At 53.8% G+C, this 15,102-nt stretch carries 4 protein-coding genes; all 4 read left to right on the forward strand.

The annotated features are described in order from the left end of the window. Positions 1 to 261: 261 nt before the first annotated feature. The 4 genes from IPL32_02745 to IPL32_02760 all read left to right on the forward strand — a co-directional run bounded on the left by IPL32_02745 (position 262) and on the right by IPL32_02760 (position 15,095). On the forward strand, positions 262 to 6,105 hold the full coding sequence (locus IPL32_02745; GenBank protein ID MBK8464723.1) for a hypothetical protein: 5,844 nt from the start codon (positions 262 to 264) through the stop codon (positions 6,103 to 6,105). Between the two features lie 128 nt (positions 6,106 to 6,233). Beyond that, the gene (locus tag IPL32_02750) at positions 6,234 to 6,941 is read left to right on the forward strand and encodes a hypothetical protein (protein ID MBK8464724.1); all 708 of its coding nucleotides are present in this window, start codon (positions 6,234 to 6,236) and stop codon (positions 6,939 to 6,941) included. A gap of 149 nt (positions 6,942 to 7,090) precedes the next feature. Then, positions 7,091 to 11,650: a carboxypeptidase regulatory-like domain-containing protein gene (locus tag IPL32_02755; GenBank protein MBK8464725.1), complete on the forward strand. Its 4,560-nt coding sequence runs from the start codon at positions 7,091 to 7,093 to the stop codon at positions 11,648 to 11,650. A gap of 19 nt (positions 11,651 to 11,669) precedes the next feature. Then, entirely contained in the window at positions 11,670 to 15,095 is a 3,426-nt protein-coding gene (locus IPL32_02760; GenBank protein MBK8464726.1) for a hypothetical protein, read from the forward strand. Positions 15,096 to 15,102 lie beyond the last annotated feature (7 nt).

Consider the following 15,102-nt stretch of genomic DNA (forward strand, 5'->3'; position numbering starts at 1 on the left):
TTCTCTGTGTCTTTTCCTCAGGGACCTTTGTGTTTAGTCGGTTTTTTTTAACACAGAGCACACAGAGCGAAGGCACAAAGGACACAGAGAATTCCAAACCGAACTATTAAACAGGAGCGGCTTTTCTTGACTTTAGATTGATACTGTCTTATAAATTCTCTAAATCAATTTTCACCCTGAAAGACCTGCGAGCAATGCTTTTCCGCATGTGTAAACGTAGCGGCGTTTGCCCGATCAGATGAAGCCGGAGAAGTGTCGATCATGAACAACCGCCAATTCCCTTCCCGTTCCGCTGTGATCCGAATCGCGGCGTTTATGTTGATCGTCGGAGCGGCAGTCACTTTCGCCACGATCTCACAAAGCACCGTCTCCGCTTTCACTTCGCCGGTCAGCGAATTCCTCGGCATCACGCCGCCGCAAAACACCGAACCGAACTCGCCGCTCGCCAATCAATACTTCGCGAGCGACGGTAGCGTGCTTTCCGACGTCAGATGGGGAACGAGCGTCGCGGGGCCGTTCAACACAGCTTTTACGGCGGGCAACACCGCGTTCTTCGCCATAGCCAACGGCATCGCTGCTGGCGGAACGATCTCGGTCGGCGGCATTAATGCTACGGAGAATTTCACGATCACATCTTCCGGCGGACGCATCGGCGGGACGGCTTCGACGATCAATCCGATCACGGTCAGCGCGGGCAAGACCTTCGACGCAGGGCAGCAGCTTTGGTCAAACGTCGCGACGGTCGGCTTTAGTCTTAATGGCGGAGGCGTTTTCGCGACTTCGGGCGGGCCGTTTGGCGGAGGCTTTGTTTTAAATAACGGCACGCTCGTCGCACGTGCCTCGAACGCGATGGGCTCGGGCGGCGCGCTCACCATCAACGGCGGCACCATCGCTGCATCCGATCCCGTTAACTTCACCGGCAAATTTCCCGGCGGCATTAACGTCAACAGCAACTTCCAGATCGGAGCGCTGACCTCGGCCGTTCCGACGTCAAACGGCTCGGCGGACATGACGTTCAGCAACAACATGCCGCTCGGAGCCGCGACACGCACCGTCACGATCGGCGGCAACGGCAACTACATTTTTGGCGGGATCATTTCAGGATCGGCAGGCGCGGGGCTTACCGTCGCAAGGCTCGAAGGAGCGACAGGTGCAGTCTCGCTCTCAGGCGTCAACACTTATACAGGAAATACGACGATCAACGGCGGAGCGCTGGCGTTGATCGCGTCAGGTTCAATATCAAATTCGCCCGTCATCGAGATCGGAGCGAACGGCATCCTCGACGTAACAGCGCTGACAACCGAACTCACACTCGCCAGCGGACAAACATTAAGAGCAACCGGAACAACATCGACCGGCAGCATCTACACCAGCAGCACAAAGGGCCTGACAACCGCCGCAAACAGCCCGCTCCAATTCACCGCATTCAACGGCTCAACCGCACCGCTAACCGTCACCCAATCCGGAACCCTCACACTCCAAACCAGTAATCCCGTCACAGTCACCGTCGCAAACGGCGGAGTGCCTCTATCTGCGGCTAATTACAAACTCATCGCAAAAAGCGGAACTGCATCCGTAGCGGGAACGCCAACATCCGTCACGGTTAACGGAAACGGCATTTGCGCAGGATGCACTCCATCACTCGTTATTATAAGCGGCGAACTGTTTCTCCGTGTCGAAGCTCCGACTGTTATAGTGACAACAACTGCGGCTACATCAGTAACATCAAGCTCAGCGAATCTAAATGGCACAGGAAATCCGAATGGAACTTCAGCATTTGGTTATTTTCGCTACAGCACCACCGATCCGGGAACATGTAATGACAGCTTCGGCACTCGCGCACCAGCTTCTAGTGCATCAGACTCTGTTCTTGGTTCAGGTTCGTCATCAGTGCCTTTCTCGCGGGCGATCAGCGGGCTTTCAGCGGGTGCAACTTATTACTTCTGCTCATTAGGAAGAAACTCAACTTCGACATCTTTTGGCTCAGTATTGACGTTCACCACGACAGCCACGCCGCCGACAGTGGCGACCAGCGCCGCATCTAATCGAACAGGCACAACTGCAACATTGAATGGAAGTGCAAATCCTAACGGAGCGTCAACGACCGGATGGTTTCGCTATTCAACAACCAGTCCTGGCACATGCAACGATTCATTTGGCACACGCGCTCCTTCGTCCGGAGGATCAGCACTCGGCGCCGGAAACTCATCCGTTGCCTATTCGCAAAATATTTTAGGCCTGACTCCGGGAACAAACTATTTCTTTTGCGCGATTGCACAGAATTCAAGCGGAACAAGCTTCGGCACTCTCCAACAATTCACGACTCCACTGCCGCCAACTGCAACTACTACTGCGGCAACCAGCATCTCCGACACCTCAGCGACGCTTAACGGCGCAGGCAATCCGAATGGAGCGACGACTACCGCATGGTTCAGATACAGTACGACCAGCCCTGGAACATGCAACGATACATTTGGAACTCGAGCTCCTACGAGTGGCGGATCTAATCTTGGATCTGGCACCTCTTCGCAGCCTTACTCGCAATCTATAACAGGATTGTCTGCTGGAACCACTTATTTTTTCTGTTCTATTACCTCAAGCACTGAAGGAACGTCTTTCGGTTCCTTGCTGTCATTTACAACTCAAGACGCACCTGTGACATCAACATCGACCGCAGCAGCCGTCACGTCAAATTCAGCCACGCTTAATGGCTCGGCAGATCCAAATGGCAGCGCTTCATTCGGACACTTCCGTTATTCTTCAACCAACCCTGTAACATGCAACGATAGTTTTGGAACGCGTGTGCCTACAAGCAGTGCATCAGATGCATCGTTGGGCTCAGGGACAATTCCGGTAGCTTTCTCATTCGGCATATCAGGACTTTTACCCGCAACAACATATTATTTTTGTGCGATCGCCAATAATGGTATCGGCACATCTTTCGGTTCGGTCTTGTCATTAACGACTCTTCCGGCTGCTCCAACGGCAACAACAAACAATGCATCAAATTTGACCGGAACTACCGCGACTCTGAACGGTTCGTCAAATCCCGGCGGAACGGCGGCGACCGGATGGTTCCGTTATTCCACAACCAGTCCAGGAACTTGTAATGACTCATTTGGCATACGCGCTCCTTCAGCCGGCGGATCGGCGCTTGGTTCAGGAACTTCGACCGTTGGATACTCGCAAGGAATAACCGGATTGACTCCTGGAACGTCCTACTTCTATTGCGCGATAGCGCAAAACGCGGTAGGAACCAGCTTTGGTACGATAGTGGCCTTTACAGCACCTACGCCGCCAACAACGACGACTGCAGCGGCGAGCAGCATAACTGACACAACCGCCACATTGAACGGCTCGGCTAATCCAAATGGATCTTCGACAACGGGCTGGTTTAGATACAGCACGACGAGTCCGGGAAGTTGCAACGACACGTTCGGAATTCGAGCTCCTTCGAGCGGCGGATCGGCTCTTGGCTCTGGCACCTCTTCACAGGCTTACTCGCAACCGATTACAGGACTTGCCACCGGTACGACATATTTCTTTTGCGCGATAAGCGCGAGCACCGAAGGAACATCTTTCGGAACTTTGCTCTTTTTCACAACGCTCGCTCAGCCGACAGTTGCGACATCGGCTACAACATCTGTGACATCAAATTCCGCAACACTAAACGGCTCAGCAAATCCGAATGGTGATGCTACGTTTGGACATTTCCGTTATTCTTCCACAAATCCTGGAACCTGTAACGACAGCTTTGGTACGCGTATTCCGGCGAGCAGTGCGTCGGATGCTTCTTTAGGTTCAGGAACAAGTTCCATTGGTTACTCTTTTGGAGCCACCGGACTTTTGTCGGCTACTACATATTTCTATTGTGCGATCGCGAACAATAGCATCGGAACTTCTTTTGGCACCGTTCTAAGTTTTACGACCGCAGCCAACCCACCGACGGTGACAACAAATAACGCATCAAATCTGACCGGAACAACTGCAACCTTGAACGGTTCCGCTAATCCGGGTGGAGGGGCAACGACCGGCTGGTTTCGATATGCTTCTGTCAGTCCGGGAACTTGCAATGACACATTTGGAACACGAGCTCCTTCCAGCGGCGGGGCATCGCTTGGTTCGGGCAATTCAAACGTTCCGTATTCGCAAGGGATAACCGGACTAAGCTCGGGAACAACCTACTTCTACTGTGCAATAGCTCAAAATTCTATCGGCACGGCATTTGGAACTGTGCAGCAATTTACTACGCCTTTGCCTCCGACGACTGTAACATCCGCAGCGACCAGCGTTGTGGCAGCGGGTGCAACACTGAACGGCTCGGCAAATCCAAATGGCTCTTCGACGACGGGCTGGTTCCGGTACAGTACGACAAGTCCGGGAACTTGCAATGATACGTTTGGCGTTCGCGCTCCTTCGAGCGGCGGCAGTGCGCTTGGTGCGGGCAATTCATCGCAAGGATATTCGCAGCCGATAAACGGGCTTTCGGCGGGGACGGTTTACTTTTTCTGTGCAATTGCCGCGAACGCAGAGGGCACGGCGTTTGGGACGGTGCTGTCATTTACTACGCCAAACGCTCCGGCGGCGGTGACACAGGCGGCGACCGGGCTGACATCGAGCGCGGCGACGCTGAACGGCTCGGCTAACCCGAACGGCGACGCGGCGTTTGGACACTTTCGGTATTCGACAGCAGATCCCGGCACGTGCAGCGACAGCTTTGGAACGCGCGCGCCATTGAGCAGCGCTTCCGACGCTTCGTTAGGCTCAGGAACGGCTTCGGTTCCCTACTCGTTCGGCGTGAGCGCTCTGTCGGCGGGAACGACGTATTACTTCTGCTCGATCACCAACAACAGCATCGGAACTTCGTTTGGAGCGGTGCTATCATTTACCACGCTCGCGGCAGCTCCGACGGTCGCGACAAACGGCGCTTCGAGCCTGACGGGCACGGCGGCGACTTTGAACGGCTCGGCAAACCCGAACGGCGACGCGACGACAGGCTGGTTTAGATACTCGACGGTCAGCCCCGGAACTTGCAACGATACTTTTGGAACACGCTCTCCGGCGGCAGGCGGAACGGCGGTCGGCAGCGGAACTTCGTCGGTCGCATACTCGCGCGGCGTTACGGGTTTGAGCGCAGGCACGACTTATTTCTTCTGCGCCATCGCTCAAAATGTGGTCGGGACGAGTTTTGGTTCGATTCAACAATTCACAACTCCGCTGCCTCCAAGTGCGACGACTTCGGCAGCGACTGGAATGACAAATGCCGTCGCACAATTGAATGGTTCGGGCAATCCGAACGGCTCTTCGGCGACGGGTTGGTTCCGCTATTCGGCGACCGATCCGGGAACTTGCAACGACACGTTTGGAACACGCGCTCCGTCGAGCGGCGGATCGAATCTAGGTTCGGGCAGCTCTGCTCAGGCTTACTCGCAATCGATCTTAGGCCTCGCGACGGCGACGACATATTATTTCTGTGCGATAGTTTCCAGCGCAGAGGGAACGTCGTTCGGCGCTGTGTTGTCATTCGCCACGACGAACACGCCGCCCGTTATCAGCGGAACGGTCACGTACGGCAACGCAATCGGCGCGCCGACGCCGCGATTTGTTTCGAACGTCACAATCACGGCGAACGGTTCGCCGATCGTTTCGACAACCACAGGAGCTCCGGGACCGGCTGCGGGGCAGTATTCGCTGACGGGATTTGGAGCGGGTTCGTACACGATCACTCCGACAAAGACCGGCGGAGCGAACGGCATTTCGTCATTTGACGCGGCAAGGATCGCTCAGCACGCAGTCGGCATCAGCGTGTTGAATGCGACGCAGCTAGTCGTGGCGGACGTCAGCAACAACGGCACCGTATCGTCGTTCGATGCGGCACAGATCGCGCGATACGTCGCCGGTTCACCGCCATTCGGCGTAACCGGAACTTGGAGGTTCGTTCCGGTCAACAAAGTATATTCGTCGATCACAGGCGACCTAACCGGCGAAGATTACTCCGCGCTCTTAATGGGCGAGGTCTCCGGCAACTGGACAAACACCGGCGCACGTCCGGCCAATGGCTTCAACCCAAATGCGTTAGCTTGGCTGATCGGTTACGGATTTTAGTCGTTAGAGCGACTTAGCTCGCATGTAGAAGATCTCAAAGAGCACGTCCAACTAAGCTCTTGACGGTAATCAAAAAAGGTATATACTGACCATATCAAGCGGTACAAGAGCGTTTTTGGGAGGTTTTTATGAAGCAGGTTCGAGATCATTTCATATCGCGTGTTTTTTCATTAGTAATCGGCTTGGCCATTGGACTTGTGTTCTTTGGGACCGTATCTGCTTTCACCGCGATGCCGACGGAAACGCCCTTTATCAGCGGTACGGTTAGTTATGGAACCGGACCGGTACAGCCGAAATTTATTACGAATGCTACGGTTATTGCTGTTTGTTCAGACGGGTCGGTAACTTCCACCGTTACGGACGCAAACGGACAGTATGTGCTTACCGGAATGGGCACGGCGCCTTGCACGATCAGCGTGGCCAAGGAGAGCGGACAGAATGGCATCGCTTCCGCCGATGCGGCGAGGATAGCTCAGCATAACGCTGGAACATTTACACTGACTACCAATACGCAGAAAATAGCTGCAGATACCTCGGGAAATGGAATCATTTCATCGCAAGACGCCGCATTCATCACACGATTTGTGGCGTCATTTGCTCCCCCGATAGGACGTACGCATATTTGGAAGTTCTTCCTTCCAAATCCAACGTTCCCCATCGGCTCATCGCCAACGACACGAGAATATTCCTGTGCATGCACTCTGACAAATCAGGATTTCATTGGTATATTGATCGGCGAAGTTACCGGCAACTGGACTAACACCGGCGCACGTCCGGAGAACAGTATCAACACAACTGCCTTATTATCATTATCGGTGATCGGCACGATAGACTGACTACTTGAGTTTCGAGCCTTGTTTAGGCAATAATTGCCTATGCAATATAAGGTTAGGCTTCGTTCGGCGGCGTTTTTGGGTTTTGCGGCGCTGGTGCTCATTGTGGGGATTATTTTTGCCGTGGCTTATTCGCCACGGCTTTCGTCTTTTTGGAAGCGAGTCTGACCGGAACACAGAGTTCCGCTGAACAACCTGTTGAACCGATCAAGGTCAAAACCAAAGAAGAAAAGAGCAAATCGAAATATGAGATGTCGCTCAAGGTCGAGGAGTTTTGGAATGACCGCCTGACTTATCCGACCGGGCGTTTCGATCCCAAATGGCTGCGCGAGGCCGTCCAGCAAGATGCTCAAGTCGAACGCGCCGTTCCGGCAGGAATACAGATCGCGGCAGAAAACCGCGCAGCTTCACCGCTGGCGCTCGACCCAAATAGTTTCACAGCGCTCGGGCCAAAACCTAAACGCATGACAGGCTGCGCGGGTTGCTACGATTACGGCGTCACGCAAGGGCGCGTTAATGCCATCGCCATCGATCCGACAACGACAACGCAGGGCTCGATCGTTGCATACATTGCAAGCAACGGCGGTGGCGTTTGGAAAACGACGAACTGCTGCAGCGCGGCAACCACCTGGACATCGATGACCGACGATCCGCTCGTTTCAACAACCGGCGTCGGAACGCTGGCTATCGATCCTAATAACCACGACACGATCTACGCCGGAACGGGTGACCTGCGTTTTGGTTCGTTCTCGATGGGAAGTCAGGGCATTCTCAAATCAACTGATGCAGGTGCGACTTGGACCGTGCTTGGAGCGAGCGTTTTCGGTCCGGCTTACACTCAGCCTGCCGGACAATTTCCTCAATACGATGCCGTCGGAAAAGTTCGCGTCGATCCCAACAACAGCAACCGAGTGGTTGCCGGCACAAAGAAAGGCATCTTCCTTTCTTATGATGGCGGAACAAATTGGACGGGCCCATGCGCGACAAATAGTTTCAGCACACAGCGGCAGGACACGACGGGACTTGAATTAAGCAATATGGGCGGCGGCGTGACGCGCATCGTCGCCGCTGTCGGCCCGCGCGGTTTTGCAACGACGGTCCAAGTCGATCTAAATCAAAACGGCGCTAACGGACTCTATAAAAGTACAGTTCCCGCCAGCGGCTGTCCGACGGATTGGACACTTATTTCGCGCAATGACAACGGGTTTGTTTTTGGCAACGATCCGGGCAGCCCTTACCCGAGCGGAGCGTTATTGAACGCGGGTTCCGGAACTGCATATGCTAATTCGACAACAGGCAATCAGCTTGGCCGCATCGACATCGCCGTGGCCCCGAGTAACGCGAATTACATTTACGCTCAGGTCAGCTCAATTACGACTCAAAGCTCTTGCGGCGCGGCGGGATGTCAGCTTGGCGTTTGGTCGAGCATCGACGGAGGCACGACCTGGAGTTTTATGACCGGCTCATCCGGTCCATCATTGCGCGATTGCGATACCGGCGGAACTGCGAGCACTGGATCCAGTGTCGAAGGCAGCGGTGATTACAACCAGAATTGGTACGACCAGGGACTCGTTGTAGATCCGAATGATCCTGACCGCATCTTCATGGACACGTATGACACGTGGCTCGCCACGCGAACGGGTTCGGCGTTTTACAATGTCACTTGCGGATATACCGGCACGGCACTTTCTAACCACGTCGTCCATGTAGATCATCACGCATTGGCATTCGTGAACGGCTCATCGGACATCTTGCTCGAAGGCAGCGACGGCGGAATTTTTTCGACGTCAAATGCCTCGGCTGCGGCTAACGACACACTTCGCCCGACCTGGGTGAACATGGTCACTGGTATGAACACGATCGAATTTTATTCGGGCGATATAAGCGGAAATTTTGCAACCAGCTCTACGCCGCAGGCCGTCGGTGGCGCCCAGGATAACGGAGCAAGTTCGGTAACTTTTTCAGGTGGTGCTCCAACTGCCATTCAATGGCAAATGGGACTCGGAGGCGATGGGTTTTCGGGAATGATCAACTCAGTCGGTCAGGGAACGACTGCCGCGCAGGGCGCCGTAACCGTCACTGGGGCAGGCACTATCGGTCAGACATTTAACATCGCCGGGCAGATTTTCACTTGGGCATCAACGCGGGCAGGCACCGGTCAAGTCTCCGTAGGCACGAGTTCGACCACCGCAGCGACCAATATTCGCAGCGCCGTCAACGCTGATGTTAGCTCCATCGCGTATGCTACGGGCAGCGCTTCGAGTGTCACAATCAATGCGACCGTGCAGGGGGCGGGCGGCAACTCAATTCAGTTCGTCAACGGTAACAGTGCAAACCTGTCTTTCAATGGCTCTGGTACGCTGGGTGCAACTACACAGGGCGGAATGACGCAGACGGGCACCAATCAATCGGTCTTCTTCCAAGGGAACAACAGCGGCGGCTTGAGCCGCTGCGTCAATAACTGCACCAACTCTGGCTCCCTTTGGCAGAGCGTGCAGGGTGGCTGGACCGGCGATACACAGTCGTTCATTCTCCCCGTAAACCTTTTCCGCGGCGGCATTCCCGGCGGGAACGATTGTGTTAACGGCTGCGGTCGCCTGCTCGCTGCAACCACCCGGGTCTTCGAGACCGTCACGGCCAACGCCAATGCCACTAATTCTGTCTTCTGGTACATCACAAACAACCCGACGACGCAAAATCTAACTAAGGGCACGCTCGGCAATCGTTCATTTATCACTCAGGTAAAATACTCGCCCAAATTTCAAAGTGTCGCGATCGTCGGCACGAACGATGGTAATGTGCAGATCGGGTTTAACCTTGGCACTGGCGTCGCAAATCAAGGCAACTGGATCAACGTTACCGGTTCGAACGCGGTGTTGCCAAATCGCCCGATCCTCGGCGTCGCGCTAAGCCCCGGTGTTCCGGCTGCTAACGTTCCTGTTGGATATGCTGCAGTTGGCGGCTTTAATTTGAATACACCGACAACGCCCGGCCATGTTTTTCAAGTAAGCTGCACGGCTCTGTGTGCTTCGTTCACATGGCTTGATAAGAGCGGTAACCTTCCAAACATTCCGGTCGATTCGATAATCGTTAATCCAAATTTTCCGCAGCAGGTTTTTGCCGGTACGGATTTCGGACTTTATTTCACCAACGACATCACTGCGGCATCGCCTCAATGGTTTCGGTTCAGCAACGGACTACCCGCCGTTATGATCTGGGATATGTCGATAGACCGGGGCAGCACGACGCTCTCGCTCTGGACACGCGGACGCGGAGCCTTTGCTTGGCCTCTGCCGCTCGGTCCGATCGGAACGCCCAGCGTTACACCGACGGCAACTCCAACAACTGCTCCAACGGCAACGGCAACGAACACCGCGACAAATACACCGACGTTCACGCCGACAAGTACATCGACTAACACTCAAACAAATACGCCGACACCGACAGCAACCTCGACTGCACTTCCGGCATCGCCAACTCCTTCGCCTTCGATCAACGGAACGGTAACATATGGCAACTCGAATTCGGGGACGAAATTCATTTCAAATGCGACTGTTGCCAGCACGGTAGGGTCGCCAAGCATTTCAGCAGTGACAGATGCTCCCGGCGCAACAGCCGGACAATATGTATTGACTGGATTTGGTCCAGGAAACTACACGATCGGCGTAACCAAGACAACGGGACAAAACGGTGTCTCATCGCTCGATGCAGCGAGGATCGCCCAGCAGGTCGCCGGCATCCTAAATCTGACGAGCGATAATCAGAGGGCAACCGCCGACGTCAGTAACAACGGCGCTATCTCATCAAACGATGCGGCTCTGATCGCTAGATTTGCGGCCGGGATTGGCGCACCGATCGGAAACACAAACCAGTGGAGATTTTATGTTTCTCCGGGGCCGACATTCCCTGTTGGCTCATCACCTACAACACGGTCATACGTAGAGCCGATCGGTGTTCAGACCGGACAGGATTATGTCGGATTGCTGATAGGTGACGTCACGGGCAATTGGACACCTACATCTGCCAAGCCAACAAGTTCAACAGGGCGCTCGGTAGATATAGGCCTGCCTCGCATTTCGGCTCCCACTGATACTGAAGTGTTAATACCAGTTTCCATTAACGGTGCATCTAATAAAAAGATCATTGCGTATGAGTTCGACCTCCGATATGACCCGACAGTGATACAGCCTCAGACAGAGCCCATCGATTTAACCGGAACCGCCAGCCGCGGTCTTTTTGCAGTCACAAATATTGTAGAACCGGGACTGCTAAGAGTAGTTATGTACGGAGCATATCCGATCGACAGCAACGCATTGCTGCTCAATCTCAAGTTCACGGCAGTCGGAGCACCTGGCTCGGTCTCGCCGCTTACATGGGAGAGAGTTATGTTCAATGAAGTCGAATCAGGAACGCTTACAACGAATGGAGCAGTTGAATTGTTAGCCTCGACGCCAAATGAGGCCGAACTTACTGGCAGAGTGCTTAGCGCAACGGGACAAGGCATTCCGAATGCCCGCGTCATATTGACAGATAACACGACGGGATTTACTCGTTCTACAGTTTCCAATGGATTTGGTTATTATAAATTTGATAATCTTCAGTTAGGACAGACCAACACAATAAACGTCGAATCACGAGGTTGGGCATTTGCACCCTTAACGATAAGCGTCACGGATCAACTACTGAGTTTGGACATGATCGCCGCTCAGTAAATAACTTTCAGAGGATATTATGAAAAAAAATCGTCTTTTGCTTTTGTTGCTCATTCTCGTAGCTCTCGGGGCTTCAACTTGGTTTATTGCCTCCAATGACCTGATCGGGAAGTTTTTTGACGAGGGCGATCCTGACCGTCCGCCAATGGGAGCTAAGATCGGTCTCGAAGAGTATCTTCCTCTCCGCATCGCACACATGGATCTGCTGCGTGGTTTCGACACTGCGGAGCAGGATTCGCGCACGAATTCGATCCTTGAAATGGAGCAAAGCGAGCGGGAACTTGAAAGACAGCGTCGTGATGCAAACCAACCGGAGGGAGCATCTTGGGCTCCTATAGGACCGGCACCGATACCGGTTAATGCAAGTACGTCCTATAGCGGTAGAGTCTCGGCGATCGCCGTACATCCAACAAATCCGGATATCGTATATGTCGGCACCGCTCAGGGCGGGTTGTATCGCTCGTTGAACGGCGGCACTACATGGACGCCGCTGATGGATAATACCCTTACGCTTGCTATCGGCGCGGTTGCGATCTCGCCTTCGGATCCAACAACGATATTTGTCGGCACGGGCGAGTCGACGCTTTGCGGCAGCGGCTGCTATATCGGCGTTGGGCTTTACCGCATCACAAATGCCGACACGACACCTGTTATTTCGGACGCGCTAAATAAGAATGCTGCCAACGCCGATGTTTTTACCGGTCGCGCGATAAGCGAGGTCCTTGTTCATCCGACAGACCCCAACGTAGTTTTCACAGCGACCACAGTCGGCGTAGCAGGGATCGGCGGCACTACATCCGGAGCAGTGTTGCCGGCTCTGGGACTTTACAGAACGACCAATGCGATGAGTGCGAATCCGACGTTCACTAAGCTGAGTCTTGGCATATCAGATCGCTCTATAACCGATATCGTTATGGAGCCTGCTAATCCAAACCGAATCTATACCGGTGTTTTAGGAGTTGCGGGAACTGATGGCGGTGTCTATTCCAGCGCAAACGCTCTCGACGCGGCTCCGACTTTCACACAGCTTTTGGCGACTTCCGCAACCGGAAATCAGTCTCGTGTTGAGCTTGCTCACGCAACCTCAACACTGACAGTTTATGCGGCTTCCGGGCAAGGTAATGGCTCTGTTTACAAATCAATGGATGGCAACCCCTTCACACTGGTCTCGAACACCGGCTTTTGCAACCCTCAGTGTTTTTACGATATAGCGATAGCCGTCGATCCGACCGATGCAAACAAGGTTTATTTAGGCGGCTCACCTGCACTGGTGTTTGGACGTTCGACGAATGGAGGCACGAGCTTTGCGAGCAGTTCAAGCGGCCTCCATGTTGACACGCAGGCGATCGCCGTTGCTCCCTCAAACCCGAATATCGTTTATTTTGGTAGTGACGGAGGAATCTGGAGAACCACAAACGTCAGCGCTTCGCCGATAGTGTGGACCACACTGAACAACACGACGTTCAGCGCCACTCAGTTTATGGGGATTTCTGTTCACCCAACCGATCGAAACTATACGCTTGGCGGCACACAAGACAACGGCACTCAATTTCTTGCTCCTGACGGCCTCGAGTGGATCCGCTCTGACGGTGGCGACGGAGGGTTTTCTGTAATTGATCAGACCGCTCCAAACACAACAAACGTAGTTGCTTATCATACATATTTTAATCAATCGAATACGCAGATCGGCTTTGCTCGCGCTCTGACAACTGTTCCGCCGGGCGACCCGAACTGGTCCCAATTTTTTGGTTGCGGCAGCGGGGCAATTGCCAACGGCATCGTCTGTTCCGACCCTGTACTTTTTTACGCACCTATGGTCGGCGGTCCGTCAGTTTCCGGAAGCATCGGCAACACTCTCTATTTCGGCACGAACAAACTTTATCGTTCAACGGATCAGGGAGCTACGATGACCGTCGTCGGTTCTGCAGGAATCTCGGCGCGTATCAGTGCGATTGCGATCGCTCCGCAGAATGACGATATTCGATTGGTCGGCACCAGTGGCGGAGCAGTCCTTCTTCAAACCGCTCCGGGTGCGAACACATTGACAACCGTGACTGGGGCTATAGCGTCTTCGGCACGATATGTGGGCCGTACCGCGATCGATCCCACCAACGCCAACATAGCATATGTGACCTTAAACGGGTTTGGGTTATCCGATGGACGGCATGTCTGGAAAACGACAAACCTTTTGAGCGGCAGCCCGACGTGGGTCGCGTCCGGAAACGGTATCCCGGACACGCCTGTGAACGCGTTTGTCATCGATCCATTAGATACTAATACGTTATACGCAGGCTCCGACATCGGTATCTTTAAATCGTCGGACGGCGGCGCAAACTGGATACCGTTCAACAACGGTCTGCCACGCGTGGCGGTTTATGGTATGGCAATCCAACCCACCAGCCGTATTTTGCGAATTTCCACACATGGCCGCGGAATGTACGATTACGATCTCGGCGCTGCCCCGGTTGCGGTTAATGGTACTGTTACATATGGAAATGCTGCAGCTCCGCCAAAGTTCATTTCAAACGCTACGGTTACCGGAACCGGGTCACCGAGTGTTTTCACAACTACGGCAGCACCCGGAATAGGTGAAGGCTCTTACTCACTAAGTGGATTCGGTGCGGGATCCTACACCGTATCCCTCTCAAAAACAACAGGACAGAACAATATTTCGTCACTCGATGCGGCTAGGATCGCTCAACACGTTGCGGGGGTGCTTGCGTTGACGAGTGACAACCAAAAGATAACAGCCGATGTGAGTAACAATGGCACTCTTTCATCAAACGACGCCGCGTTTATCGCCCGTTTTGTCGCAGGTGTCGGATCACCTATTGGGAACACAAATCAATGGAAGTTTTATCTTCCGCCAGGCCCGACGTTCCCAATTGGTGCGTCGCCTACAACCAGAACGTACTCGTCGGTTACGAGTAATATTGCGGATCAGGATTTTGTCGGACTTTTGATCGGTGACGTCACCGGAAATTGGCTGCCAACGGCGGCTCGCGATGTTACCAGCAGACAAGGCGGGCGATCAGTCGACGTTAGTCTGCCAAAAGCTGAGGTAACCGAAGGCGAAGTCATTATTCCGGTAACGATTCAGGGCACGGCAAATAAAGAGATCATCGCCTATGGGTTCGATCTCAGGTACGACGCCAAAGTGATACAGCCCCAAGCCGAGCCGGTCGATCTAACCGGCACTGCGAGCCGAGGTCTTTTTGCCGTGACAAATGTTATAGAGCCGGGACTGCTGAGAGTAGTTATGTACGGAGCATATCCGATCGACAGCGACGGGTTGCTTCTCAACCTCAAGTTCACGGCGGTCGGAGCCCCGGGCTCCGTATCGCCGCTAGTCTTTGAAAGCATAATGTTCAACGAAGGAGATCCGTCTGTAATAACAACCAACGGACAGATCGCTTTATCGGCAGCGACAGCGGCCAGGCAATAAACTGCCA

This window comes from Chloracidobacterium sp., from assembly GCA_016711345.1.
Classification (GTDB): Bacteria; Acidobacteriota; Blastocatellia; order Pyrinomonadales; family Pyrinomonadaceae; genus OLB17.